Origin of the sequence: Pseudactinotalea sp. Z1739 (assembly GCF_049725055.1) — a bacterium.
Taxonomy (GTDB): domain Bacteria; phylum Actinomycetota; class Actinomycetes; order Actinomycetales; family Beutenbergiaceae; genus CALKWS01.
This window is the reverse complement of record NZ_JBMPQA010000001.1, coordinates 272,313-297,455: the sequence shown is the minus strand read 5'-3', so window position 1 is coordinate 297,455 and position 25,143 is coordinate 272,313. Positions and strand designations below refer to the sequence as shown.

General features: G+C 68.9%; 19 protein-coding genes. 12 read left to right on the top strand and 7 right to left on the bottom strand.

Translation table 11 applies throughout. The annotated features are described in order from the left end of the window. Positions 1 to 104: 104 nt before the first annotated feature. Both ACO0LV_RS01375 and ACO0LV_RS01370 read right to left on the bottom strand, forming a co-directional pair. A complete protein-coding gene (locus tag ACO0LV_RS01375; protein WP_424786066.1) occupies positions 105 to 1,922 on the bottom strand; it encodes an AMP-dependent synthetase/ligase in 1,818 nt (605 codons plus the stop codon). 146 nt (positions 1,923 to 2,068) lie between these two features. After that, positions 2,069 to 2,551: a hypothetical protein gene (locus ACO0LV_RS01370; protein ID WP_424786065.1), complete on the bottom strand. Its 483-nt coding sequence runs from the start codon at positions 2,549 to 2,551 to the stop codon at positions 2,069 to 2,071. A gap of 89 nt (positions 2,552 to 2,640) precedes the next feature. Here ACO0LV_RS01370 and ACO0LV_RS01365 point away from each other — a divergent pair, with 89 nt between their 5' ends. After that, complete coding sequence (locus tag ACO0LV_RS01365) at positions 2,641 to 3,876, top strand: pyrophosphate--fructose-6-phosphate 1-phosphotransferase (RefSeq protein ID WP_424786064.1); 1,236 nt, start codon at positions 2,641 to 2,643, stop codon at positions 3,874 to 3,876. 42 nt (positions 3,877 to 3,918) lie between these two features. Next, positions 3,919 to 5,271, top strand: a complete 1,353-nt coding sequence (locus ACO0LV_RS01360; RefSeq protein ID WP_424786063.1) for a class II 3-deoxy-7-phosphoheptulonate synthase — start codon at positions 3,919 to 3,921, stop codon at positions 5,269 to 5,271. A gap of 43 nt (positions 5,272 to 5,314) precedes the next feature. Here the strand turns inward: ACO0LV_RS01360 and pknB are convergent, their stop codons facing one another. Together pknB and ACO0LV_RS01350 are read right to left on the bottom strand one after the other, a co-directional pair. Beyond that, a complete protein-coding gene (gene pknB / locus ACO0LV_RS01355) occupies positions 5,315 to 7,258 on the bottom strand; it encodes a Stk1 family PASTA domain-containing Ser/Thr kinase (RefSeq protein WP_424786062.1) in 1,944 nt (647 codons plus the stop codon). Between the two features lie 38 nt (positions 7,259 to 7,296). Then, positions 7,297 to 8,175, bottom strand: coding sequence for a lytic transglycosylase (locus ACO0LV_RS01350; RefSeq protein WP_424786061.1), 879 nt, complete (start codon positions 8,173 to 8,175; stop codon positions 7,297 to 7,299). Positions 8,176 to 8,182: 7 nt separating this feature from the next. Here ACO0LV_RS01350 and ACO0LV_RS01345 point away from each other — a divergent pair, with 7 nt between their 5' ends. Together ACO0LV_RS01345 and ACO0LV_RS01340 are read left to right on the top strand one after the other, a co-directional pair. Then, positions 8,183 to 8,539 carry a hypothetical protein gene (locus ACO0LV_RS01345; RefSeq protein WP_424786060.1) on the top strand — a complete coding sequence of 119 codons (357 nt, stop codon included), beginning with the start codon at positions 8,183 to 8,185 and terminating at the stop codon, positions 8,537 to 8,539. Between the two features lie 567 nt (positions 8,540 to 9,106). Next, entirely contained in the window at positions 9,107 to 9,499 is a 393-nt protein-coding gene (locus ACO0LV_RS01340) for an Rv2175c family DNA-binding protein (protein WP_424786059.1), read from the top strand. 83 nt (positions 9,500 to 9,582) lie between these two features. On the opposite strand, the gene ACO0LV_RS01335 is transcribed toward ACO0LV_RS01340, so the two are convergent. Beyond that, positions 9,583 to 10,695 (bottom strand): polyprenyl synthetase family protein, encoded by a 1,113-nt coding sequence (locus tag ACO0LV_RS01335; protein WP_424786058.1) that lies wholly within the window; start codon positions 10,693 to 10,695, stop codon positions 9,583 to 9,585. A 226-nt stretch (positions 10,696 to 10,921) separates the two neighbouring features. Between ACO0LV_RS01335 and ACO0LV_RS01330 the strand changes: the two genes are divergently transcribed. The 6 genes from ACO0LV_RS01330 (at position 10,922) to ACO0LV_RS01305 (ending at position 18,566) form a co-directional block, all read left to right on the top strand. Then, complete coding sequence (locus ACO0LV_RS01330; protein ID WP_424786057.1) at positions 10,922 to 12,067, top strand: DUF4192 domain-containing protein; 1,146 nt, start codon at positions 10,922 to 10,924, stop codon at positions 12,065 to 12,067. 93 nt (positions 12,068 to 12,160) lie between these two features. Next, a complete protein-coding gene (locus ACO0LV_RS01325; protein WP_424786056.1) occupies positions 12,161 to 12,547 on the top strand; it encodes a universal stress protein in 387 nt (128 codons plus the stop codon). A 20-nt stretch (positions 12,548 to 12,567) separates the two neighbouring features. Then, positions 12,568 to 13,662, top strand: coding sequence for a glycine cleavage system aminomethyltransferase GcvT (gcvT, locus tag ACO0LV_RS01320; protein WP_424786055.1), 1,095 nt, complete (start codon positions 12,568 to 12,570; stop codon positions 13,660 to 13,662). Between the two features lie 19 nt (positions 13,663 to 13,681). Then, a complete protein-coding gene (gene gcvH / locus ACO0LV_RS01315) occupies positions 13,682 to 14,053 on the top strand; it encodes a glycine cleavage system protein GcvH (protein WP_424786054.1) in 372 nt (123 codons plus the stop codon). Between the two features lie 14 nt (positions 14,054 to 14,067). Continuing rightward, positions 14,068 to 16,932, top strand: coding sequence for an aminomethyl-transferring glycine dehydrogenase (gene gcvP, locus ACO0LV_RS01310; protein ID WP_424786053.1), 2,865 nt, complete (start codon positions 14,068 to 14,070; stop codon positions 16,930 to 16,932). A 239-nt stretch (positions 16,933 to 17,171) separates the two neighbouring features. After that, entirely contained in the window at positions 17,172 to 18,566 is a 1,395-nt protein-coding gene (locus tag ACO0LV_RS01305; RefSeq protein WP_424786052.1) for an RNA polymerase sigma factor, read from the top strand. 147 nt (positions 18,567 to 18,713) lie between these two features. Here the strand turns inward: ACO0LV_RS01305 and ACO0LV_RS01300 are convergent, their stop codons facing one another. Beyond that, positions 18,714 to 18,938 (bottom strand): DUF7455 domain-containing protein, encoded by a 225-nt coding sequence (locus tag ACO0LV_RS01300; protein WP_424786051.1) that lies wholly within the window; start codon positions 18,936 to 18,938, stop codon positions 18,714 to 18,716. Positions 18,939 to 19,105: 167 nt separating this feature from the next. Here ACO0LV_RS01300 and ACO0LV_RS01295 point away from each other — a divergent pair, with 167 nt between their 5' ends. Beyond that, the gene (locus tag ACO0LV_RS01295) at positions 19,106 to 21,235 is read left to right on the top strand and encodes a DNA gyrase/topoisomerase IV subunit B (RefSeq protein ID WP_424786050.1); all 2,130 of its coding nucleotides are present in this window, start codon (positions 19,106 to 19,108) and stop codon (positions 21,233 to 21,235) included. 109 nt (positions 21,236 to 21,344) lie between these two features. Next, the gene (locus tag ACO0LV_RS01290; RefSeq protein WP_424786049.1) at positions 21,345 to 22,379 is read left to right on the top strand and encodes a GNAT family N-acetyltransferase; all 1,035 of its coding nucleotides are present in this window, start codon (positions 21,345 to 21,347) and stop codon (positions 22,377 to 22,379) included. 247 nt (positions 22,380 to 22,626) lie between these two features. On the opposite strand, the gene ACO0LV_RS01285 is transcribed toward ACO0LV_RS01290, so the two are convergent. Continuing rightward, positions 22,627 to 25,077 carry a DNA gyrase/topoisomerase IV subunit A gene (locus ACO0LV_RS01285; protein WP_424786048.1) on the bottom strand — a complete coding sequence of 817 codons (2,451 nt, stop codon included), beginning with the start codon at positions 25,075 to 25,077 and terminating at the stop codon, positions 22,627 to 22,629. Positions 25,078 to 25,143 lie beyond the last annotated feature (66 nt).

Here is a 25,143-nt window from a genome sequence, read left to right as displayed (position 1 = left end):
CGACAGCGCCCGGTTGCGACACCTGGCCGGGCGTGGTCCCGGCAGGCAGGTCACCGGGCGCCGCCGAACGGCCGGGCCAGGCAGCCGCCCAGCCCGGCCGGGACTCACATGGCTTCGCGCTCGGCGCGGGCCTTGGCGTAGAGGTCCTCGACCTCGGCGGCGTAGTCGTTGAGGACGGCGGCGCGCTTGACCTTCATCGACGGGGTGAGGTACTCGTTCTCCACCGTGAAGTCATCGGTGAGGATCTCGAACCGGCGGATCGACTCGGCCCGGGAGACCTTCGCATTGGTGCCATCGACGGCCCGCTGCAACGCCTCGCGGACCTTGGGGTGCTGCGCCGCCGCGGTGACGTCCATCTCCGGCAAGTCGTTGTTGGCCAACCAGGTGGGCAGCATCTCCGCGTCCAGGGTGATCAGCGCGGCCACGAACGGCTTCTGGTCTCCGACCACCACGCACTGGCTGATCAGCGGGTGCGCCCGCAGGGAGTCCTCCAACTGCGAGGGCACCACGTTCTTACCGCTGGCGGTGACGATGATCTCCTTCTTGCGTCCGGTGATCGTCAGGTAGCCCTCGGAGTCCAGAGCACCCAGGTCTCCGGTGTGGAACCAGCCGTCACTGATCGCCTCGGCGTTGGCCTCGTCGTTGTTGTGGTAGCCCACGAAGTTGGCGATGCCCTTGGTCAGGATCTCGCCATCCTCGGCGATCCGCAGACTCACGCCGGGAAGTGCTTTGCCGACGGTGCCGATCTTGGTGCGCTCGGGCAGGCCCACCGACACCGGGGCAGTGGTCTCGGTAAGCCCATAGCCCTCCAGAACCGTAAGGCCCACGCCGCGGAAGAAGTGCGCCAGTCGCGGACCCAACGGGGCCCCACCGGAGATCGCGTACTCGGCCTGGCCCCCCAGCGCGTCCTGGATCTTGTGCAGTACGAGTTTGTGCGCGACCTTGTGCTTCATCCGCACGCCGAAGGGGACCTTCCCGGTGTCCAGGGCCTCGGAGTAGGCCTGGGCGGCACCGGCTGCCCAGCGGAAGATCTTCTCCTTGCCACCGGCGGCGGCTTTCTGCTCGGACGCGTTGTAGACCTTCTCGAACACCCGGGGCACCGAGAGGATGAACGTGGGCCGGAATCCGGCGATGTCACGCATCAGCTGGGTGGTGTCGGCGGTGTGCCCGGCGGGTGCTCCGGCAGCGATGCACAGCACCTCCACGAACCGGGCGAACACGTGCGCCAGCGGCATGAACAGCAGCGTGCGGGCGCCATCGGCCAGGATCTTCTCACCCAGGGCGGCGATTCCGTTGCGGCTCAGTTCCACGAAGTTGCCGTGGGTGAGTTCGGCACCCTTGGGCCGGCCGGTGGTGCCGGAGGTGTAGATGATGGTGGCCAGGTCGGAGGTGCGCAGTGCGTCGTAGCGGGCGCGCAGATCCTCATCCGAGACGTCCTTGCCGGCCTCGGCCAGGGCGTCCAGACCGCCGTCGGTCATCGTCCACACGTGCTCGACGGCGGCGGCCTCCTTGCGAGCCTCCTCCACTACGCCGCGGTGGTCGGCGTGCTCGACGATCACGGCCTTGACGGCGGCGTCACTGAGGATCCAGGCGGTCTGATCGGCCGAGGAGGTCTCGTAGACCGGTACCGTCACGGCGCCGGCGTACCAGATCGCGAAGTCGGTGATGGTCCAGTCTGCGCTGGTGCGCGACATCAGCGCAACACTGTCACCGGGGTTGATCCCCGAGGCCATCAGTCCCTTGGCGATGGCGCTGACCCGCTCGTGCATCGCGGCGGCGCTGATGGGGGTCCACACGTTGCCGTCGGTGGTGGTCTCCAGCAGGGTGCGGTTGGGCTCCTTCCTCGCCCAGTCCACCAGCAGATCCGGGATCGACATCTCGGCCGGGGTCTCGACGAGCAGGGGAGTGGTGGATTCGTCCATGCTGGCTCCTGTGGCAGTGGCGGGATTGCTGGCACCAGCATACCGGCCCGCATCGACGTGCCGCGCCGGTAACGGCGCGGCGATCACGTCACGATCGGGTCGCCGGTGTCCCCATGGTCACCGGAGTCAACGGGCTCGGCACAGGCTCACACGACCGCGCCGTCGTCGTCATCGTCTCGCCGGTGTACCGGCAGCCGCCACCACAGGGTCAGCAGCCCCGCCATCGTGACCGCCATCGCGGCCAGGTAGGCCGCCGGGGGAGCGCCTGGCCACAGCACCAACATCAGCAGCACCACGATCGGGCCCCCGACGGCGCCGGCCCAGGGCAGCGTATTGCGCGTCGGAGCACCCAGGACCGGGCCGGGGTCGGGTGCGGTGAAGTCACCGTCGTCGTCCTCGGGGCCGGGGCCGTCGTGATCGCGGGGGCCAAGGGGCGCCGGTGCAGACGCGGCCCACCTCGGAGGTGTGGGCTCCGTCGCCTCCCGGATTCCCGGCGAGTCATCGGTCCCGGGCTCGGTGAACTCGGCCGGCAACCCAGGGTCCAGCGGTCCCAGCCTGGCCGTCAGGTAGGCCCATTGGGCGTCGAGGTCATCCGGTGGATCCGGTGGTCCATCCTCCGTGCCGGCCATGACCGCCACTCTAGTGCGCACTAGAGTGGGCAGCGCCGGTCGCTCTCGGCTCCGTCCTTGTACTTCTCATCCGAAGGAAGGCCACACGCATGTCCACCACTCCCATCCGACGGGTCGCGTTGCTCACCGCTGGCGGCTTTGCGCCGTGCCTTTCCTCGGCGGTGGCCGGGTTGGTCAAGCACTACAGCGACGAGTTGCCGGAGGCGGAGATCATCGCCTACCAGTACGGCTATCACGGCCTGCTGACCGGCACCAAGATCGTCATCGATGACGAGGCCCGCGCCAAGATCGATGTGCTGTACAACTTCGGGGGCAGCCCGATCGGCAACTCACGGGTGAAGCTGACCAACTCCGAGGACCTGGTCAATCGCGGCCTGATCCAGCAAGGCCAGAGTGCGCTGACCGTGGCGGCCGAGCAGTTGCGCACCGATGGGGTGGATGTGCTGCACACCATCGGCGGGGACGACACGAACACCACAGCCGCTGACCTGGCCGCCTACCTGGAGGCGAACGGTCACCACCTGACCGTGGTGGGCCTGCCCAAGACGATCGACAACGACATCATCCCGATCGCCCAGTCCCTCGGTGCCCACACCGCAGCCGAGCAGACCTCGGTGTTCGCCCAGAACATCATCGGCGAACACCGCTCCAACCCGCGGATGCTGATCGTGCACGAGATCATGGGCAGGCACTGTGGTTGGCTCACCGCCGCCGCGGCCGCGCGTTACCGGACCTGGCTGGACGCCCAGGACTGGAACCCGGCGCTGGGCCTGTCCCGGGAGCGCTGGGACGTGCACGCGGTGTTCCTGCCCGAACTCAAGATCGACCTGCCGGCTGAGGCGCAGCGGTTGCGGGGGATCATGGATGAGATCGGCAACGTCAACATCTTCCTGTCCGAAGGCGCCGGAGTGCCGGAGATCGTCGCCGAACTCGAGGCCGCCGGCGAGACGGTGGAGCGCGACCCCTTCGGCCACGTCAAGCTGGACACCATCAACCCCGGGGCGTGGTTCGCCAAGCAGTTCGCCGACCTGATCGGGGCGGAGAAGACCATGGTCCAGAAGTCCGGGTACTTCTCTCGCTCCGCCGCCTCCAATCCCGAGGACCTGGACCTGATCGAGCGGATGACGGCGCTGGCCGTGCAGGCCGCCCAGCGTGGTGAATCCGGTGTGGTCGGGCACGACGAGGAGGCAGACGACGAACTGTCCGTGATCGCCTTCCCGCGCATCGCCGGTGGCAAGGCATTCGATGTCTCCGTCGACTGGTTCGGCGCCGTGCTCAGTGGCATCGGCCAGGAGCTGGTGCCGGCCCGGCCGTCCGAGCACTGAGCGCCGGAGCCCGGCTGCGGTGACCGGGCGTATCCTGAGCGGGTGAGCACTCTGTCTGAACCCCTCGCCCCCGAAGGCCTGGACGCGTGGCGCCGGCTGCCCGTCAAGCAGCAACCGGAGTGGCCCGACGCCGACGCGCTTGCCGACGTCACCGCCGACCTGGCCGCCCAGCCACCGCTGGTCTTCGCCGGTGAGGCTGACACCCTGCGGGAGCGGCTGGCGGCTGCCTCCCGCGGTGAGGCGTTCCTGCTCCAGGGGGGCGACTGCGCCGAGACCTTCTCCGAGTTGTCCGCGGACAACATCCGGGACAAGATCAAGACGATCCTGCAGATGGCGGTGGTGCTCACTTACGGTGCCTCGATGCCCATCATCAAGATGGGCCGGATGGCCGGGCAGTACGCCAAGCCGCGCAGTTCGGGCACCGAGACCCGTGATGGGGTGAGCCTGCCCGCCTACCGCGGTGACATCATCAACGGGTTCGAGTTCTCCCCCTCCTCACGCACCCCGGATCCCCGGCGGCTGCTCGAGGCCTACCGGAACTCGGCCTCCACATTGAATCTGATCCGGGCCTTCACCTCCGGGGGTTTCGCCGACCTGCGCCTGGTGCACGAGTGGAACCGGGGCTTCCTGCGCAATCCCGCTTACGCCCAGTACGAGGCGTTCGCTGCCGAGATCGACCGGGCGATCCGCTTCATGCATGCCGCCGGTGCCGATTTCGATGGTCTGCGTACGGTCGAGTTCTTCTCCAGCCACGAGGGCCTGCTGCTGGACTACGAACGGCCACTGACCCGCGTGGACTCACGCACCGGTGACGCCTACGACTGCTCGGCCCACTTCCTGTGGATCGGGGAGCGCACCCGGGAGCTGGACGGCGCGCACGTGGACTTCTTCTCCCGGGTGCGCAACCCCATCGGCGTCAAACTTGGACCGACGGCCACCGGCCAGGACGCGATCGGTCTGATGGATTCGCTCAACCCGGACGGCGAAGCTGGCCGGCTGACCTTCATCACCCGGATGGGTGCGCCGAAGGTGCGCGAGTTGCTTCCGGACCTGATCGAGGCGGTCCGGGCGGACGGTCGCCCGGTGACGTGGGTGTGCGACCCGATGCACGGCAACGGGTTCACCTCCTCCAACGGATACAAGACCCGTCGCTTCAGCGATGTGATCGAGGAGGTGCGCGGCTTCTTCGACGTGCACCGCGAGCTGGGCACCGTTCCCGGTGGCCTGCACGTGGAATTGACCGGCGACGACGTGACCGAGGTGCTCGGCGGCGCCGAACACATTGACGACCACTCCCTGGGCAGGCGCTACCAGACCCTGGTGGACCCGCGGCTGAACCACCAGCAGTCCCTGGAGATGGCGTTCCTGGTCGCGGACATGCTGCGCGTCTCCTGAGCACGCTCGGCGCGGCGGCCGTGGACCGTGCGGCAGGGGAGGATCAGACCACGGTGAGGCTGATCACGGTTCCGCGCGGCACCATCGACCCGGGCTCCACGTCCTGAGCCCGGACGGTGTTGAAGTACCCACCCAACACGTCGTCGCGGGCCACCTCGAAACCAGCCTCGGTCAGGGTCTGCGCCGCATCGCGGTAACTGGTCCCGACCACATCGGGCACCTCGAACAGTTCCGGGCCGAGCGAGACCACCAGTGCCACGGTGTCCCCCCGCAGGGCATCCCCCTGGGTGTCCTGGGAGATCACCAGGCCCTCGGAGACCTCGTCGGAGTGCACCCGCTCGCCCACCTCCGCCACCGCACCGGCGGCCTCGAGTTCGGCGATCGCCTCGTCCTCGGCTGCACCGACCACCGAATGCACGGTGATCGGTTCGCGCCCGTTGGAGACGGTCAGGGTGACAGGGGTGTGGTGTTCCACCTGGGCCAAGGGTTCGGGGGAGGCCTCCATCACTTCGCCTTGATCCACATCGGCGGAGTAGGCGGTGCTCACCTGCGTCTCGGTGCTGAAGCCCGCGTCGGTGATCGCGGCGACTGCTTCCTCCTGGCTCATTCCGGCCACGTCGGGCATCGTGACCGTGCGGACGCCGAGGGAAACCGTGACCGTGACGGTGCTCTGCCGCGCCAACTCGGCACCCGCCTCGGGGTCCACGCTGATCACGAGGCCCTCGGCGACGTCGTCGTGATGGGCCGTGGCACTCACCGGGCGAAGATCCGCGGTCTCGATCTGGCTCAGCGCCCGGGCCTGTTCCTGACCCACCACATCGGGCACCGGCGTATAGGACCCCGGGCCGAGCATGAGGTACCACCACCCCGCGGCGCCGGCCCCGAGCAGTAGCAGCAGCGTGATCACCACCGCGGTCACCCGCCGTCGTCTGCGGCGTCGACGAGGCCGGTCCACCTCACTTCGGGGCTGGGCGGCCGTCACCGCACCGATCGGCAGCGAGATAGTTCCCGAGTGACTGGTCGGGCGCACCGAGCGTGTTGCAGCGGTGGCGCCGTGATCGGACGTTGCGGCGTCATCGCTGTCCGGCCACGGTCCCGGCTCCGCGCCGGGTACGTCGGCCCTGATCGTCAGTTCCTCCGGGCTCAGCCCGGCGCGCACGTGGCGCAGCATCGCCACCGCGGCGCCGGCGTGGGGGAGGCGCTCCTGGACGTCCCGGGCGCTCAGCGCACCGATGAGCTCCTCGACCTGCACAGGGATGCCCGGTACCCGTTCGCGGACACCGGGCAGGTCCTCGTTGACGTGTTGGTAGGCAATCTGGATGGGGGTCTCGCCGGAGAAGGGCGGGGAACCGGTGAGCAACTCGTACAGCAGCACCCCGGCGGCGTAGACGTCGGCCCGGGCGTCGGCCATCCCGGAGGTGACGATCTCCGGGGCCAGGTAGGCCACCGTGCCCAGCAGCGTGCCGGTGGTGGCCGCGGTGGCCTCGGTGACCGCTCGAGCGAGCCCGAAGTCGGCGACCTTGATCCGCCCGTCGTCAGCCACGAGAACGTTCTCGGGTTTGATGTCGCGGTGGACCAGGTCGGCGCGGTGGGCCGCGGCCAGGGCGTCCAGGACATCGCCGACGACGTCGAGTGCGTCGCCCACCGCGAGGGCACCCTCGGCCCGCAACACCTTGCGCAGATTCTGTCCGCGCACGTACTCCATGGTCAGGTAACTGGTCTCACCCTCACTGCCCTGGTCATACACACCCACGACACCGGGGTGGGTGAGCCGGGCCGCCGCGCGGGCCTCCCGTCGGAACCGGGCGGCGACGTCGTGGCCCTCGGCCAGGTGGGGGTGCATCACCTTGATCGCGACCTGCCGGTCCAGGCGCCGGTCGAGAGCCAGGTACACGGTGGCCATCCCGCCGCGAGCGATGCGGGAGGTCACCTCGTACCGGCCGTCGACCATGCGCCCGAGCATCGGGTCGGTCAGGGTGGTGGCCATGGCCGGAGTCTAAGCGCGGGCGCGCTGTGCCGCGGGAATCAGCCGAAGCGTGTCATCAAAGTCTGCACACTGGCCACATACCGGCGGGTGTCGGAGTACATCCCGTTGTTCCGCACCGAGCCCTGCCCCTGATAGTAGGAGGCGATGGCCGTGGGCAGATCATCGCTGGTGCGCTGCAACGCGCGCAGGATGGCCACACCGGCCACCACGTTGTCGCGGGGGTCCAGCAGGTTCAGGTTGCGTCCGACCAGGTCGTTGGCCCACAGCCCCGAGGAGGGGATCACCTGCATCGTGCCCACCGCGTTGGCGGGGGAGACCGCGCGGGCGTCGAAGCCGGACTCCTGGTGGGCGATGGCCAGCGCCAGGGCCGGGTCCACGCCCATGTCCCGGGCGGTCTGGCGCACGATCTGCTCCATCTCGTTTCGGCTCGGCACGTTCATGGCCAGCAGCGAGCGCTTGTTCTCGTTCGCTGCCGCGACCACGTCGTCGGAGTAGGTGTAGTGCAGGAAGGTGTTCGGGATGAGGTCGTCTCCGGACGACGTCGGCGCCGGGATGGTGAGTCGCTGGCCCACCCGGATCATGGAGCCGGTCAGGTTGTTGGCCGAGACGAGGCGACCGATGGAGATGTTGAACTGACGGCCGATGCGGGTCAGGGTGTCCCCGGACTTGACCGTGTAGGTCGTGGCCGTGGCGTTGCCGGAACCCGAGGAGGACCCGGTCGAGCCGGAGGAGGATCCACCTGAGGAGGAACCGCCGGAGGAGGATCCGGACGAACCGCTCGAGGAGGACCCGGGGATGGTCAGGCGCTGGCCGATGCGGATCAGGGCGTTGGAGCCCAGGCTGTTGGCCGAGACGATCGAGCTGATGCTGGTGCCGTAGCGGGCGGCCAGGTGGCTGACGGTCTCACCCGCGCGCACGGTGTGCGTGCGGGACGAGGAGGAGCCCGAGGAACTCGACGAGGAACCTCCTGCGGAGGACCCGGTCGAGCCGGAGGAGGATCCACCTGAGGAGGAACCGCCGGAGGAGGATCCGGACGAACCGCTCGAGGAGGACCCGGGGATGGTCAGGCGCTGGCCGATGCGGATCAGGGCGTTGGAGCCCAGGTTGTTCGCAGAGATGATCCTGCTCACGCTGGTGCCGTGGCGATTCGCCAGTGCCCAGACCGTATCCCCGGCACGCACCGTGTGCGTGGTACCCGCGGACGAGGACGAACTGCTCGAGGACGAACCGTTCGACGACGACGACGAGTTCGAGTTCCCTGAACTGCCCGAACCGGACTGACCAGGGATCCGCAACACCTGGCCCACGCGGATGAAGGCCCTCGAATTCAGGTTGTTCTCCGACACGATCGCCGAGACCGAGGTTCGGTAGCGCGCGGCGATGTGACCGACGGTGTCGCCCGAACGCACGGTGTAGAGGGTGTCGCTGTTGCGTTGCGGGGCGGGCGCCACTCCGAGGGCCGATGCCGACCGGCTCGCGGCCAGACCGGACTGTGCCTGCGCGCTGAGGTGCCCAGGAGCGCGCAGCGCCGCCAGTGGGTCGGCGGAGGCCGCTGCCTGCGCCTGGGCCGGGCCCGGCACGCCGGCCAGGCCGACTGCGGTGGCCGCTCCGAGCGCGCCGACGGTCGTCAGATTCAGCCGGCGGGCGGCCCGGTTCGGGGTAGTCCTGGGGCTCATTCCTCGGTTTCTCCCGTGATCGGTGTGTCACAAGTTCATACTGTGAGCACTGTGATAGATGTGAACACTGTGACAGTAGCGTGATGTGAACGTTTCCCACAAGTAGGGGCATCTCGGCTTGCTCGCACGGGCGCGCCCCGGGTGCCGGGCTGCGCACGTTAACCTTGGCCACGTGGCAGCAGTGGAAGAGAACGGACGGTCCGGAACCGACGTCGAGGTGCAGTGGTTACCTCTGCCCGATGTGGCCGAATTGCTCGGGGTGCAGTTGCGCGAGGTGCGCGGCATGCTCACCGAGCAGCGACTGCTGGCGGTACGCCGCCTCCCCGGAGCGGTGTGGACGGTCCCGTCCACGTTCTTCACCGAGGCAGCCGAGGGTGAGGGGCCTCAGCCGGTGCCCGGGTTGCGCGGCACCCTGATCCAACTCGCCGACGCCGGCATGAACAGCGAAGAGGCGTTGGCATGGCTGCACACCCGGAACGAGCAACTGGGCACTGCCCCGATAAGCGTGCTCCGGACCGGGGCAGTTCACTCGGTGCGCCGTGCCGCGCAGGTGCTGGCCTGGTAGCAGTCGCTCACCACGGCCGGCTGAGGACCCGGTCCGCTGACCGGTGGGTGGCTGCGGGTCTGCGAACCGGCGGCCCCGGATCCCTAGGTGCTGCGGGTGATTGCCGCTTCGGCCAAGTGCTGGGCGAGGTCGCGGGCGGCAGAGGGCCAACCTGACTGCTGGATCGCGGTCAGTGCTTGCTCCGCGCGGGCGGCGATCAGGCTCTCCACCGCGTCGACCGCACCGCAGGAGGTCAGGATCCGGCGGATGTCGGTGATGTCATCCTCACTGATGGGCCCGCCCAGGGATCGCCGGATCCGGTCCGCCTGATCCGGTTCGGCCAGGGTCAGCGCCGTGGTGATCAGAACGGTGCGTTTACCCTCGCGGAGGTCATCGCTGCTCGGTTTGCCGGTCACCTCCGGGTCCCCGAACACCCCGAGCAGGTCGTCGCGCATCTGGAAGGCCTCGCCGATCGGTAGGCCGATGGCGCTGGTGGTGGACAAGTCCTCCGGGCCCGCTCCGGCGATGGCCGCTCCCAGCAGCATCGGGTGCTCCACGCTGTACCGCGCCGACTTCGATCGCACCACTCGGTGCGCCCGCTCCAGATCCTGTTCCGGATCCGTCGACCACGCCGCGGACTGGGCGTAGATGTCCAGGTACTGGCCCATCGTCACCTCCGACATCATCTCGGTGACGAGATCGCGCACGCGCGCGCCGGCCTGGGCCGGCAGCGGCGCAGCGGCCGCGCTCAGCTCGCCGCCCGCCATCGCCACGAGCAGATCGCCGAGCAGGATCGCTGCGGCGGTACCGAAGTCCTCGGGATCGCTGATCATCTGCGCCAGTTCATGGTGCCGGGCGAACTGGCGGTGCGCGGCGGGCTGGCCACGGCGCTGGTGGGAAGCGTCGATGACGTCGTCGTGCACCAGCGCCGCCAGGTGGAACAGTTCCAACCCCACGCCGGCACGCAGCACCTGGGCCGGGTCGGGTGTGTCGGTGTACCCGGTCCAGCCCAGGTAGGCGAACGCCGCACGCAGCCGTTTGCCCCCGGCGGCCAGTCGCTCAGCGACCTCGAACGCCTCGGCGGTCTCCGGACCGATGTGCGCGGTGCCGCTGCGCCGGTGCTGCAGGGCCGAGGTCAACTCCGTCGACACCTGCTGGCGGAGCCAGGACAACCTCGCGGCCGGATCATCATCGGGCAAAGGGGGCGCTGTGGTCACCACCTGACCCTACCTACGTGTGTCACTGAGCCCGCCTGCTTGCGTCCGACCCGAGCGCTCGGGCCGTGCCTTGCCTCGTCACCAGGATCGAGCGGCCCGCCGCACGCCCACAGGGCCCGGCGCTGCCGACACGGCATCCACAGCACCATCTCAGGACGATCCTGTGTCAACACCGGATGGCCCGGGGCCCCCGGGATCGTGAGGCGCTGCGCTGACATGTGGCGTTATGGATACCGCGAACAACACCCCCGTCGTGCTTCGCCTGGACGACCCCGTAGAGCTGCTGGCGTATCTGCCCTACCGGCTCGGGTTCTGGCCCGAGGAGTCCGCAGTCTTCTTCGCGGTCCGCTCCGGTGCACACGAGCCGGAGCCGGAGGTGCGATGGCGACCGGGGCTGGTGGCCAGGGTGGACCTGGTGGATCTGGCCGACCCCGCTCCGGACGGTGGTGTCCGGTTGCGCCGAGACATGCTCGGACACCTACGGGCCGACGGGGCCGAGATCGTCTTCATGGTGCTCTATACCGGTGCGGCACCCGCGCATGCAGAGGCCGGTGACCGATGGCCCACCGGTCCGGCGGGAACCGTCGCGCGGTGGTGGCTGCGCGAGGGGTCCGGTGCCGACCCCTCCCGGGTCTGGGTGGTCTCGGGGGAGCGATATCGGTGCCTGGAGTGCGACGCCCAGCCGTGTTGTCCACCCGGGGGACATCCACTGGCAAGGATCCGGCAGAGCCGCATCGGGGCCGAGATGGTCTTCGGCGGCATGACCTATGCCCCCAGCCGGGCCGACCTGTTGCGCCACGTCGAGGTCGGTGCCGCGCTGCGGACCTCCGCGGTGCGAGCCGCAGCCCGGTGGCGTCGCAAGCAGGTCCGGGCCGGGGGCAGCCGGATGGCCTGGTTGAGCACGCTGGCGGCACGCTGGGACCAGGCGCTGGTCAGCACCGGTCCCCTCGACCGTGCCACGGGGGCGGACCTGGGCGCGCTGCTGGTGGGGCTGGAGGAACCCCTGGTGCGCGATGCGGTGCTGCTCTCGGTGGCCTCCGGAGCACCCGTGCTACAGGTATTGCACGACGACGGCGAGGCCCTGCTGGCCCAGGTGTTCAGCCCGGGCGGGGAGCCCCCGGAGCGCGATCTGGCCGCACGGGCCACCGATGTGCTGCACCATCTGGTCGCGGTGGCCGCCCGTGGACGTACCGCGCAGGTGTGGGCGGTCCTGGCCTGGCTTGCCTGGTACGAGGGCAACGGCGCGCGCGCCGACCTGTGCCTGCACCAGTGCCTGGAGCAGGACCCTCAGCATCGGCTGGCGTCATTGATCCGGCGCGCGGTGGATCACGGAATACCTCCTGGCTGGGCGCGGGCCCGCAGTGTTGCCTGAACCGAGGAGGTCCGAGCCGCTTCCGGTCACGCCGGTCCCGCTCCCGCGATAGTCTCGGGGGAACAGTCGAGGCCGATGAAGGAGCGAGTCAACATGGCAGTTGTTGTGGGTTTCATCGCCACCGCGGAGGGACGCGCGGCCCTTGAGGCAGCGATAGAGGAAGCCAAGTTGCGCTCCCAACGTCTCCTGGTGCTGGTACACGGCGGGCGGGACGCCGAACCGGATGCGATCGAGGAAGCGATGGAGGAAGCCCGGAGCACCATCGACCCCAGTGGTGTGGGTTACGAGGTTCGCCATCTGCAGCGCGGCAAGGACGTGGCCGAGGCACTGGTACACACTGCGATCGATGCCGACGCCGAACTGATCGTGATCGGCATCCGGCGCCGCTCGCCTCTGGGCAAGTTGATCCTGGGCTCCAACGCGCAGCGCATTCTGCTCGAGTCGCCCTGCCACGTACTGGCAGCCAAGCCGCAGGAGTGACCAACTCCGGGGAGGACCCCATGAGCGAGGGCACCTTGCACACCAGCCCACTGCACCAGGTTCACCTCGACGCCGGCGCTCGGATGACCGACTTCGCGGGCTGGTCGATGCCGTTGCGGTATACCGGGGACCTGGCCGAGCACCACACCGTGCGGGAGCACGCCGGCCTGTTCGATCTGTCCCACATGGGTCAGATCGAGGTGAGTGGCCCGCAAGCGGACCAGGCGCTGGACTATGCGCTGGTCTCGGCCTGCTCCCGGCTGAAGAACGGGCGCGCCCGCTACACGATGCTGGTCGATGCCGACGGCGGCATCCTCGACGACCTGATCGTCTACCGGCTCGGGGAGATGGAGTTCCTGGTCATCGCCAACGCAGCGAACCGGATCACCGTACTCGACAGCATCACTCACCGCAGCCGGGGGTTCGCGGCCTCGGTGGTGGACCGAACACCCCACCGGGCTCTGATCGCCGTGCAGGGCCCGCAGGCCGCCGGGATCCTGGCCGGTCAGTTCCCGGTGGACCTGGAGGAGTTGCGCTACTACTCCGCTGTGCTGACCAACCTCGGGAACGTGCCGGTGCTCCTGGCCCGCACCGGGTACACCGGAGAGGACGGTTTCGAGTTGAGCCTGCCTGCTGACGCCGCCGTCGGGGTCTGGCAGCGCTTGGCCGCGGCCGGTGAGGGCACGCTCGAACCCTGCGGGCTCGCCGCTCGGGACAGTCTGCGCCTGGAGGCCGGTATGCCCCTGTACGGCCAGGAACTGGGCACCGAGGTCACCCCGTACGAAGTCGGTATGGGCCGGCTGGTCCACACCGACCGGGAGTTCGTGGGCAGCACCGCCCTCGCCCATCGAGCCGCCGAAGGGCCGCGCAGTTTCCTGACCGCGCTGACCGGGACCGGTCGGCGGGCCGCCCGCACCGGTTACGACGTCCTGGACGGTGAGGAGGTGGTCGGGCAGATCACCTCCGGGGTGCTCTCGCCCACCCTGGGGCACCCGATCGCCCTTGCCCGCACCACGTCTGCCTACGAGCCCGGCCAGGTGGTCCGCGTCGACGTGCGCGGTAACCTGCAGGAGATGACCGTGGCCGAACGGCCCTTCTACACACGGCCCGCTTGAAACCCGAGGAGCACTTCTGATGAGCACCCCTACCGACAGGCAGTACACCGCAGAACACGAATGGGTGGTCATGGACGAGGATGTGGCCACCGTCGGGGTCACCGCCTACGCGGCCGAGTCCCTGGGGGACGTGGTCTACCTGGATCTGCCCGAGGTGGGCGCCGAGATCACCGCGGGTCAGTCCTGTGGTGAGATCGAGTCCACCAAGTCCGTCTCCGAGCTCTACGCGCCGGTCTCCGGTGAGGTCCTGAGCATCAACTCCGAGGCGGTGGACAACCCCGAGGTGGTCAACTCCGATCCGTACGGCGAGGCCTGGCTGTTCACCGTGCGCGTTACCGGGACCGGGGAGTTCCTGGACGCCGCCGGCTACGACGCCCTGATCGCGGACTGACCGGGCGGATCGACTTGACTGAGCACGCTCCGGAGTTCCTGCGCCGTCATATCGGCCTGTCCGCGACCGACCGGGACGCGATGCTGGCCGCGATCGGGCAGGACAGTCTCGAGGCGTTGATCGACGCCGCGATGCCGCCGGCGATACGCACCGACGATCTCACCGAGGTGCCGTTCGCGGACACCGAGGCCCAGGTCCTGGCAGAACTGCGCGCGATCGCGGCCAAGAACACGGTGCGCACCTCGATGATCGGCCGGGGATACTTCGACACCCACACCCCCTCGGTGATCACCCGGCACGTGCTGGAGAACCCGGGCTGGTACACCGCCTACACGCCCTACCAGCCGGAGATCTCCCAGGGCCGGCTGGAGGCCCTGCTGAACTTCCAGACGATGATCTCCGACCTCACCGGCCTGGACATCACCGGGGCCTCGATGCTCGATGAGGCCACCGCGGTGGCCGAGGCGATGCTGCTCGCGCGCCGGGTGGTGCGCGACACCGACAGGTCGGTGTTCCTGGTGGACTCCGACACCCTGCCCCAGACCAAGGCCGTACTGGCCACCCGTGCCCGTGCGGTGGGTATCGAACTGGCCGAGTTCGACGTGACCGCCGATCCGGCCGGACTGGCCGGCGCGTTCGGGATCCTGCTGTCCTACCCCCAGGCCAGTGGCCGGGTTCCGGCCCTGCGCCAGGTGCAGGCCTGGACCCACGCGGCCGCCGAGGCCGGTGCACAGGTGGCGGTCGTGGCGGACCTGCTCGCCCTGACCCAACTGCGCGAGCCCGGCTCCTGGGGCGCGGACATGGTGGCCGGCAGCGCGCAACGGTTCGGGGTGCCGATGGGCTTCGGGGGGCCGCACGCGGGTTTCCTCTCGGTGCGCCAGGGACTGCAACGACAGTTGCCCGGCCGCCTGGTCGGCTTGAGCAAGGACGCCGACGGCGCACCAGCACTGCGGTTGGCCCTGCAGACCCGCGAACAGCACATCCGGCGGGAGAGGGCGACCTCCAACATATGCACCGCTCAGGTGCTGCTGGCGGTGATGGCCGCGATGTATGCCGTGTACCACGGCCCCGAGGGGCTGCGCCGGATCGGCGCCCGGGTGCACACCCACGCAACGGATCTGGCGACCCGGCTGCGCGAGGCGGGTGTCGCCGTCGTCCATGCCAGTTTCTTCGACACCGTCCAGATCCGTGTGCCCGGCCGTGCCGACGCCGTGCTGGCCGCCGCCCTGGAACGAAACATCACCCTCTGGCGGGAGAACGCCGACACCGTCGCTATCGCCTGCGACGAGACCACCACCGCTGAGGTCCTGGACGATCTGGTCGAGGCAGTGGTCGCCGCAGCGGACGACGCGGGCGCTGACGACGCCGAGAGGGGCGAACCGTTCGCCGTCGATTCCGAACTGGCCCGCACCAGGGAGTTTTGCACGCACCCGGTGTTCTCCTCCTACCACTCCGAGACGGCGATGATGCGCTACCTGCGCCGCCTGTGCGACAAGGACTACGCACTGGACCAGGGGATGATCCCGCTGGGTTCGTGCACGATGAAACTCAACGCCGCCACCGAGATGGCCGCGATCAGTTGGCCGGAGTTCGCCCGGATCCACCCGTTCGCCCCGGCCGGGGACGTGGCCGGGTATCACGAGCTGATCCAGTCGCTGAACACCTGGCTCGCGGACTTGACCGGGTACGCCGCGGTGAGCGTGCAACCGAATGCCGGCTCCCAGGGGGAGTTGGCCGGGCTGCTGGCGATCCGGTCCTATCACCGCGCCAACGGTGACACCGAACGCACCATCTGCGTGGTCCCGGCCAGTGCGCACGGCACCAACGCCGCCTCCGCGGTGCTGGCCGGCCTGCAGGTGAAGATCGTGGCCAGCGCCGACAACGGCGACATCGACACCGCGGACCTGCGCCGGGTCCTGGCCGAGAACGAGGGCAGGATCGCGGCGCTCATGGTGACCTACCCCTCCACCCACGGGGTGTATGAACACGGCATCACCGAGGTGTGCGACCTGGTCCATGCCGCCGGGGGCCAGGTCTACATCGACGGCGCCAACTTCAATGCGCTGGTCGGCTACTCCGGCCTGGGGGACATCGGTGGGGACGTATCCCACCTGAACCTGCACAAGACGTTCTGCATCCCGCACGGCGGTGGGGGGCCGGGCGTGGGGCCGGTGGCCGTGGCCGAGCACCTGGTGCCGTTCCTGCCCGGGCACCCGATGGCCGGGGAACTCGGAAGTGGCGCCGCGGTCAGCGCCGCCCCGTACGGGTCGCCCTCGATCCTGCCGATCAGTTGGGCCTACATCCGGCTGATGGGCAGCGCCGGGTTGCGCGAGGCCACCGCGGCGGCGGTGCTGTCGGCGAACTACATCGCCGCCCGCCTCGATCCGTACTTCCCGGTGCTCTACCGCGGTGAGAACGGACTGGTCGCCCACGAGTGCATCCTGGACCTGCGTCCGCTGACCGCCAGGACCGGGGTCTCGGTGGAGGACGTGGCCAAGCGGCTGATCGACTACGGCTTCCACGCCCCCACGATGTCCTTCCCGGTGGCCGGGACGCTGATGGTCGAACCGACCGAGTCGGAGGACCTGGGCGAGATCGACAGGTTCATCGAGGCGATGCGGTCCATCCACGACGAGGCAGAGCAGGTGGCCGCGGGAACCTGGTCCCGCCAGGACAACCCGCTCGTGCACGCTCCGCACACCGCGGCCAGTGTTCTCGGTGACTGGGACCGCCCCTACAGCCGGGAGCAGGCGGTGCACCCGGTACCGGCGGTGGCCGCGGACAAGTACTGGCCGCCCGTGCGCCGGGTGGACGGGGCCTACGGGGACCGCAATCTGGTCTGCACCTGCCCACCGGTGGAGGCCTACCAGGACGGCTGAACCGGGCCTCGCCGGGAAGAATTGGGAATGTCTGGCGCCCGCTGACGTTATAATGGAAAGGCACCGACACCGCGCCGCAGTGGCAGGCCACCGCTTGACCATCGGCGGGGACCCGATCGACACAGGATCGCATGCAGCGTCACCGGCGTCGATGCCCAGGGCAACACATCACCGGTCCGACCCAGACCGCACTGTTCGTTGCCTTGACATGACCCCGCGACAAGGAGATTTCCGAAGAGATGCCGGACACCACGATCGAGGACAATCCCGCGACGTCGACTCGCTCCCGTCGTACCAGCGGCACCGGGGCGAAGGGCACTGCGGCCACCAAGCCTGCGGCCAAGTCGGCCACCACGAAGAAGTCGGCCACCAAGACCGCGACCAAGCCGCCCGCGAAGAGCGCTGCCAAGGCCACCACCAAGCCTGCTACGAAGAGCGCACCCAAGAGCGCCGGTACCGCCAAGAAGGCGACCAAGGCCGCTGCGAAGTCCACCAGCACCCGGAAGACGGGTGCGAAGAAGTCCGGTGGTAACGGTTCCGAGGCCAACCTGACCGTGGTCGGGGAGACCGATGAGCAGGTCACGGGCAAGGACGACGTTGAGAAGACCGAGACCGAGACCGAGGGGGTCGCGTTCGTCTTCTCCGACGCCGACGACGACGACGCACCCGCCCAGCAGGTCGTCACCGCAGGTGCCACTGCCGATCCGGTCAAGGACTACCTGAAGCAGATCGGTAAGGTCGCGCTGCTCAACGCCGTGCAAGAGGTGGAGTTGGCCAAGCGGATCGAGGCGGGTCTGTTCGCCGAGGAGAAGTTGGCCAACCCCCCGTACGGGCCGGATTGGGACAGGGCGAAGGCCAAGGCGGAGGAGCGGCGGATGTACCGCGACCTGCAGTGGATCGCCCATGACGGTAAGCGCGCCAAGAACCACCTGCTGGAGGCGAACCTGCGCCTGGTGGTCTCCCTGGCCAAGCGCTACACCGGCCGTGGCATGCTCTTCCTGGACCTGATCCAGGAGGGGAACCTGGGCCTGATCCGCGCGGTGGAGAAGTTCGACTACACCAAGGGTTACAAGTTCTCCACCTACGCCACCTGGTGGATCCGCCAGGCGATCACCCGGGCCATGGCCGACCAGGCCCGCACCATCCGGATCCCGGTGCACATGGTCGAGGTCATCAACAAACTCGCCCGCGTGCAGCGCCAGATGCTGCAGGATCTGGGCCGTGAGCCGCTTCCGGAGGAGTTGGCCGCTGAGCTGGACATGACCCCGGAGAAGGTCGTGGAGGTGCAGAAGTACGGGCGTGAGCCCATCTCGCTGCACACCCCGCTGGGTGAGGACGGCGACAGCGAGTTCGGCGACCTGATCGAGGACTCCGAGGCCGTCGTCCCGGCCGACGCGGTCAGTTTCACCCTGCTGCAGGAGCAACTGCACGCGGTGCTGGACACGCTGTCCGAACGGGAGGCCGGCGTGGTCTCGATGCGGTTCGGGCTCACCGACGGGCAGCCGAAGACCCTCGATGAGATCGGCAAGGTCTATGGCGTCACGCGGGAGCGGATCCGCCAGATCGAGTCCAAGACCATGTCGAAACTGCGGCACCCGAGCCGTTCGCAGGTGCTGCGCGACTACCTGGACTGATCCTCGCCGGAGGAGTTCCGGAGGATCCGTTCCCCAGCAGACATGACTGTGGCCGGCAGGTTTCCCTGCCGGCCACAGTCATGTCTCGTGGTGGTGTCCCCGGCCGTCGTCACGCATGCGCGGACGACGGCACCGCGGCTCGCAGGATCAGACGCGCTCGTTCTGATCCTCGGTCAGGAGGCGCTCGCTCTCGTCCTGGATGTGAGTGGCCACGTCGGCCAACGGCTCGGCGTACTTGCGCCCATGGTGCGCGCAGAACAGAAGCTCGCCGGCCTCGAGGTGGACCCGGACGTAGGCCTGGGCTCCGCAGGCGTCGCAACGGTCGGCGCCGGTCAGTTCGGCAGTGGCATGTTCTGTGGTTAAGGCAGTCACACTGCTATGTAATCACCCGCCGGGCTCAAAGTCAGATCCGGGCGGGGTGGTTCGCTGACCGCGTAGCGCTATTCCCCACCCGGGGTGTGCCGTGGCCGACACCAGGACCGGCCTCGATCCGCATGGCGCTCCCGCGAACGGGCCCCTGTGCCTTCTACGATGGGGGTGTGGCACGTACTGACTCCAGTTACACCGCCCGGCACCTGTCCGTCCTGGAAGGGCTGGAGGCGGTGCGCAAGCGTCCGGGCATGTATATCGGTTCCACCGACTCGCGCGGACTGATGCACTGCCTGTGGGAGATCATCGACAACAGCGTCGACGAGGCCCTGGAGGGTCACGCCGACGCCATCGAGGTGATCCTGCACCAGGATGAGTCGGTGGAGGTCCGCGACAACGGCCGCGGCATCCCCGTGGACAACCTCACCGCCCTGAACATCTCCGGGGTGGAGGTGGTCTTCACCAAGTTGCACGCCGGCGGCAAGTTCGGCAACGGTTCCTACGCCGCCTCCGGTGGTCTGCACGGCGTGGGCGCCTCCGTGGTCAACGCGCTGTCCGAGCGGCTCGAGGTGCAGGTCGATCGCGGTGGGAGAACCCACGCGATGTCCTTCCACCGGGGCGAACCAGGGGTGTTCGCCGACAACGGCCGGCTGGACCCGGCCGCTCCGTTCACCCCGTTCGTGAAGTCCTCCGAACTGGCGGTGGTGGGCAAGGTGCCGCGCAAACGCACCGGAACCCGGGTGCGGTACTGGGCCGACCGGCAGATCTTCCCGGCCAGCGCCACGTTCTCCTACGACGAGTTGATCACGCGGGCCAGGCAGACCTCCTTCCTGGTCCCGGGACTGACCCTGACCGTGCGGGACGAGCGCAGGCTGCCCGGTACCCCCGGCGCAGAGGGAACGGTGGAGGAGGTGTTCCGCCATGACGGCGGGGTGCTGGACTTCGTCGACTTCCTGGCCACTGACGGGCCCGTCAGCGACATCTGGCACGTGCAGGGCGAAGGCACCTTCACCGAGACCGTCCAGCAACTCGACAGCAAGGGGCACCTGCGGCCGCACGAGGTGGAGCGGACCTGCAAGGTGGAGATCGGCTTGCGGTGGGGCGTGGGGTACGACACCGAGGTGCGCTCCTTCGTCAACATCATCGCCACGCCCAAGGGTGGAACACACCTCGCCGGGTTTGAGCAGGGCCTGGTGAAGGTGATCCGCAAGCAGATCGAGGCCAATGCCCGCCGGCTGAAGATCTCGGCGAAGAGTTCCAAGGACCGGATCGAGAAGGACGACGTGCTGGCCGGGTTGACCGCCGTGGTCACCGTGAGTCTGCCCGAACCCCAGTTCGAGGGGCAGACCAAGGAGGTGCTCGGAACCTCCCAGGTGCGCTCAATCGTGGCCAAGGTGGTGGAGACGAACCTGACCGAGCGGCTCACCGCTACCAAGCGGGCCGACAAGGTCCAGGCCTCCGCGGTGCTGGAGAAGGTAGTGGGGGAGATGCGTGCCCGCGTCTCGGCACGGATGCAGAAGGAGTTGTCCCGGCGCAAGAACGCCCTGGAGACCTCTACCCTGCCCACGAAACTGGCCGACTGCCGCACCGACGAGGTGGAGCGCTCGGAACTGTTCATCGTTGAGGGTGATAGCGCCCTGGGCACGGCCAAACTCGCCCGGAACTCTGACTTCCAGGCGCTCTTGCCGATCCGGGGCAAGATCCTCAACGTGCAGAAGGCCTCGGCGGCCGACATCCTGAAGAACGCCGAGTGCGCCTCGATCATTCAGGTGCTCGGCGCTGGTTCGGGGCGTACCTTCGACCTCGATCAGGTGCGGTACGGCAAGGTGGTCCTGATGACCGACGCCGACGTGGACGGCGCGCACATCCGCACCCTGTTGCTGACCCTGTTCTTCCGGTACATGCGCCCGCTGGTGGAGGCCGGACGGGTGTTCGCAGCGGTCCCGCCGCTGCACCGGGTGCAGACGATGGCCCAGGGTTCGCGCAAGGGTGAGGTCACCTACACCTATTCCGAGGCCGAACTGCGCAAGTACCTGGCCAAACTCGAGCGCACCGGACGACGCTACGTCGAACCGATCCAGCGGTACAAGGGCCTGGGGGAGATGGACGCGGACCAACTCGCCGAGACCACGATGGACGTGGGCAAGCGAACGCTGCGCAAGATCACCATGGCCGACCAGCAGGCGATCGAGGAGGCCGAGAGCGTCTTCGAACTGCTGATGGGCAACGACGTGGCCCCGCGCAAGGACTTCATCGTGGCGGGGGCCGGTGCACTGGATCTGGAGCGGATCGATGCATGAGACCGCCGGCAGCGGCTCGGGAGTTTTTTGCTCGAACGGCCCCGGACGCATACCCTCTCGGTGTGATCTGCCCGCTGCGTGTTGACCCGGTCCGCCCGAGGAGGCTGCGGTGAGTGAGAACCCCACGTCACTGCCCGAGCGGGCTCAGGCGCCCACGGTGCTGCCGATGCCGTCGGCCGAACTGGGCCTGACCTGGCGCGCGCTGCAGGTCGAGGACGCCCCGGCCCTGCACCGCCTCTTCCGCCGGATCGAGGTGCATGACAACCCGCCGTACCGCACCACCCTGGAAGAAGCCCGGGAGAACTTCTCCGGGGAGTGGAAGGATCCGCTGAACAACTCCTTGGCCGGGTTCGACGACGAGGGGACCATCTGCGCCTACGGCACCGTTGTGGTGCACCCGGGTGACACCCGCGTGGTGCGCGCCTTCCTGGAGGGCGGGGTGGATCCGCAATGGCGGCGCCGTGGGATCGGATCGGCGCTCGTGGACTGGCAGATGGCCAGGGCCCGTCAACTCCTGGCTGCCTCGGGCAAGGATGTGCCCGGACGAATCCTGGTGCACGTGGAGGAGGGCATGGCCGACGCCTCCAGCATGCTCACCGAGCGCGGCTTCCGCCCGATCCGCCACTACACCGAGATGCGCCGGGATCTGAGCCAGCCCATCCCGGAGGGCCCCCTGCCCAATCATCTCGAACTCGTGCCCTGGCGGGAGGAACTGGACGATCAGGTCCGGTTGGCCCACAACGACGCGTTCGCCAAGCACGACGGCTCCGAGCCGCACACACCGGAGACCTGGACCGACGGCCGCACCTACTTCGTGCCGTCCTGGAGCTTCCTGGTGCTGGACCGCACCACCGACCGGGCCCAGGTGGCCGGCTACCTGTACTCGGGCCGGTACGAGCAGGACTGGGAGGCCGTTGGCGGGTCCGAGGGTTACATCGACATCCTCGGGGTCCGGGAGGCGTGGCGCGGCAGGGGTGTCGGGACGGCCCTGATGGCGCAGGCGTTGCGTGCCTACGCTGCGGACGGCATGCAGTACGCAGGCCTCGGGGTGGACGTGCCGGCGCTCCCGGCCGACTTCGGGCTCTTCGACAAACTCGGTTTCGAACGGTTCCGCCACTCCACCATGTACGCCGTGGAGATCTGACCCCACCGAGCCGTGGAGGTCTGACCCCACCGATGGGGCAGCGACGAGGTCTCCTCATCACCGGCCGCCTGCTCCTGGCAGGCTCCACCGTGGTACACCTGGTCGCCCGACTCGGCGGCACTGCGGTGGTGTTCGTGGTTCCCGACGCCGGGGTGAACGGTGCTCGGAATCGGGCGCCGGCTGGTCCGGGAGAGTGCCGCACCGGCGTGGGCTCGCTCCTCTGGTGCCGCGACCTGATCAGGCCTGGTCAGCCCAGACCGGCGATCGGGGCGGGTACCGTCCGTCCGGAACCGTCCCGGCGCTCGTCAACCTCCGGCAGGTCCACCGCCTGACCACCGGAGCCCACCGCCCGTGCCGGCGCCGGAACCACCCCGGCCAGGTACAACGCGTCCTCCCCACGCAGGAACCGGTGCGCGCGCACCCCCCCGGTCGCACGTCCCTTGGCCGGGTAGGCGGCCAACGGAGTGACCTTGGCGCTACCCGGCACCGTCCCGGGAAGTGCGTCGACCGGCCGGGCCACGGTGACCACCTGGGCGTCCGTACCCCGGGGCACCACCGCAAAGTGGATGACCCGCCCACCCTGGGGCAGTTTCACACCGGCGACACCGCCACCTGCGCGTCCCTGGGGACGGACCGCACCGGCGGAGAACCGCAGCAACTGGGCGCTGTCGGTGACGAACACCAGGTCGTCGTCGTCGCCGGCATGGGCGCCCCCGACCACCTCGTCGCCGCCCTTCAGGGTGATGACCGGCCAGGAATCGCGCTGCAACTGCTCGGGCGTGACGCGCTTGACCACCCCGTCCCGGGTACCGAGCGCCAGCGGTGGGCCCGCTGCCTCCAGGCTGGTGATCGTGACGACGCGCTCACCGCGCTCGAGCATCACCATCTCCGCCACCGGGACACCGCCCGAAGTGCTCGGCGGCCCATCGGTGGGGGGCAGCGCGGGGATCTCCACCACGCTGAGGCGCACCAAGCGGCCGGTGTTGGTCAGGACCGCGACCAGGCCGCGTGCCGTAGTGCGGACCGTGGCGGTCAGGGCGTCGTGGGCGCTGCGTGCACCCGCCCGGACCACGTCGGCGTCATCGGCCGTGCGGGCCAGCAACCCGGTGGCCGAGAGCAGCACGTTGCAGGGGGAGTCGGGTACCTCCAGCGGGATCGGTTCGGCCTTGGACCGACGCACCGCGCCGGTCTCCACGGCGGCATCGGGGGCCGACTCCAGGAGCACCGTTCGCCGGGGCGTGCCGTGCTCGGCAGCCACCTGCGCGAGTTCGTCACCGACCACCTGGTGCAACAGTGCCTCGTCGTCGAGGATCATCCGCAAGTTCTTGATCTCGGTGGCCAGTTCGTCGCGCTCGGCCTCCAGCTCCAGCCGGGAGTACTTGGTGAGGCGGCGCAGGCGCAGCGCCAGGATGTAGTCCGCCTGGGCCTCGGACAGGTCGAACACCGTCATCAGCCGGTCCCGGGCGGATTGGACGTCCTCACTGGTGCGGATCACCTGGATGACCTCATCGATGTCCGCGATCGCGACCAGCAGGCCCTCCACCAGGTGAGCCCGCTCCAACTTCTTGTTCAGGTGGTAGTCGGTGCGTCGGCGCACCACCGTGATCCGATGGGCCAGGTACACCTGCAGCAGTTCCCGCAGCCCCAGCGTGCGAGGCTGGCCCTCCACCAGCGCGACGTTGTTGATCCCGAAGGATTCCTCAAGGGGGGTGTACCGGTACAACGCCGCCAGCACCGCCTCGGGATTGACCGAACTCTTCACCTCGATCACCATGCGGAGCCCGTGTTCTCGGTCGGTCAGGTCCGTCACCGCGGTGATGCCCTGCACCTTCTTGGACTGCACGGCGTCCTTGATCTTCTCGATCACCCGCTCCGGGCCCACCTGATAGGGCAGTTCGGTCACCACGATGGCCTTGCGCCGGGCGGTGATGTTCTCGATCCGGGCCGTGGCCCGGGTTCTGAAGGAGCCGCGGCCGGTCGCGTAGGCGTCCCGGATGCCCTCCAGGCCCACGATCTTGCCCCCCGAGGGCAGGTCGGGGCCGGGCACGAACCGGATCAGTTCGGCGAGTTCGGCGTCGGGGTTGGCCAGCAGGTGCCGCAGGGCGGCCACGACTTCGACCAGATTGTGCGGGGGCATGTTCGTGGCCATCCCGACCGCGATCCCGCTGGCACCGTTGACCAGCAGGTTCGGCAGTGCCGCGGGCAGCACCTCCGGTTGGGTGAGTTGGGAGTCGTAGTTCGGGACGAAGTCGACCACGTCGGCGTCCAGGTCCGCCACCATCGCCATCGCGGCCGGCGCCAGCCGGGCCTCGGTGTACCGGGCGGCGGCCGGACCATCGTCGAGGGACCCGAAGTTCCCGTGCCCGTCCACCAGGGGGAGCCGGAGCGAGAACGGCTGGGACATCCGCACCAGGGCGTCGTAGATGGCACCGTCACCGTGCGGGTGCAGTTTGCCCATCACGTCCCCGACCACGCGGGCGGACTTCACGTGCCCACGGTCCGGGCGCAGACCCATCTGCGACATCTGGAACAGGATTCGTCGCTGCACCGGCTTGAGCCCGTCGCGGGCGTCGGGCAGTGCGCGTGCGTAGATCACCGAGTAGGCGTACTCCAGGAACGAACCGCGCATCTCGGTGGAGACGTCGACGTCGAGGATCGTGCTCTGGGCAGCATCATCTGGGGTGGAACGACGGGCCATGGTGGCTATTGTCGCCCATCTGGACCGGTCGGTCCGGCCCACACACCGTGAGTGCCCGCATAGGAT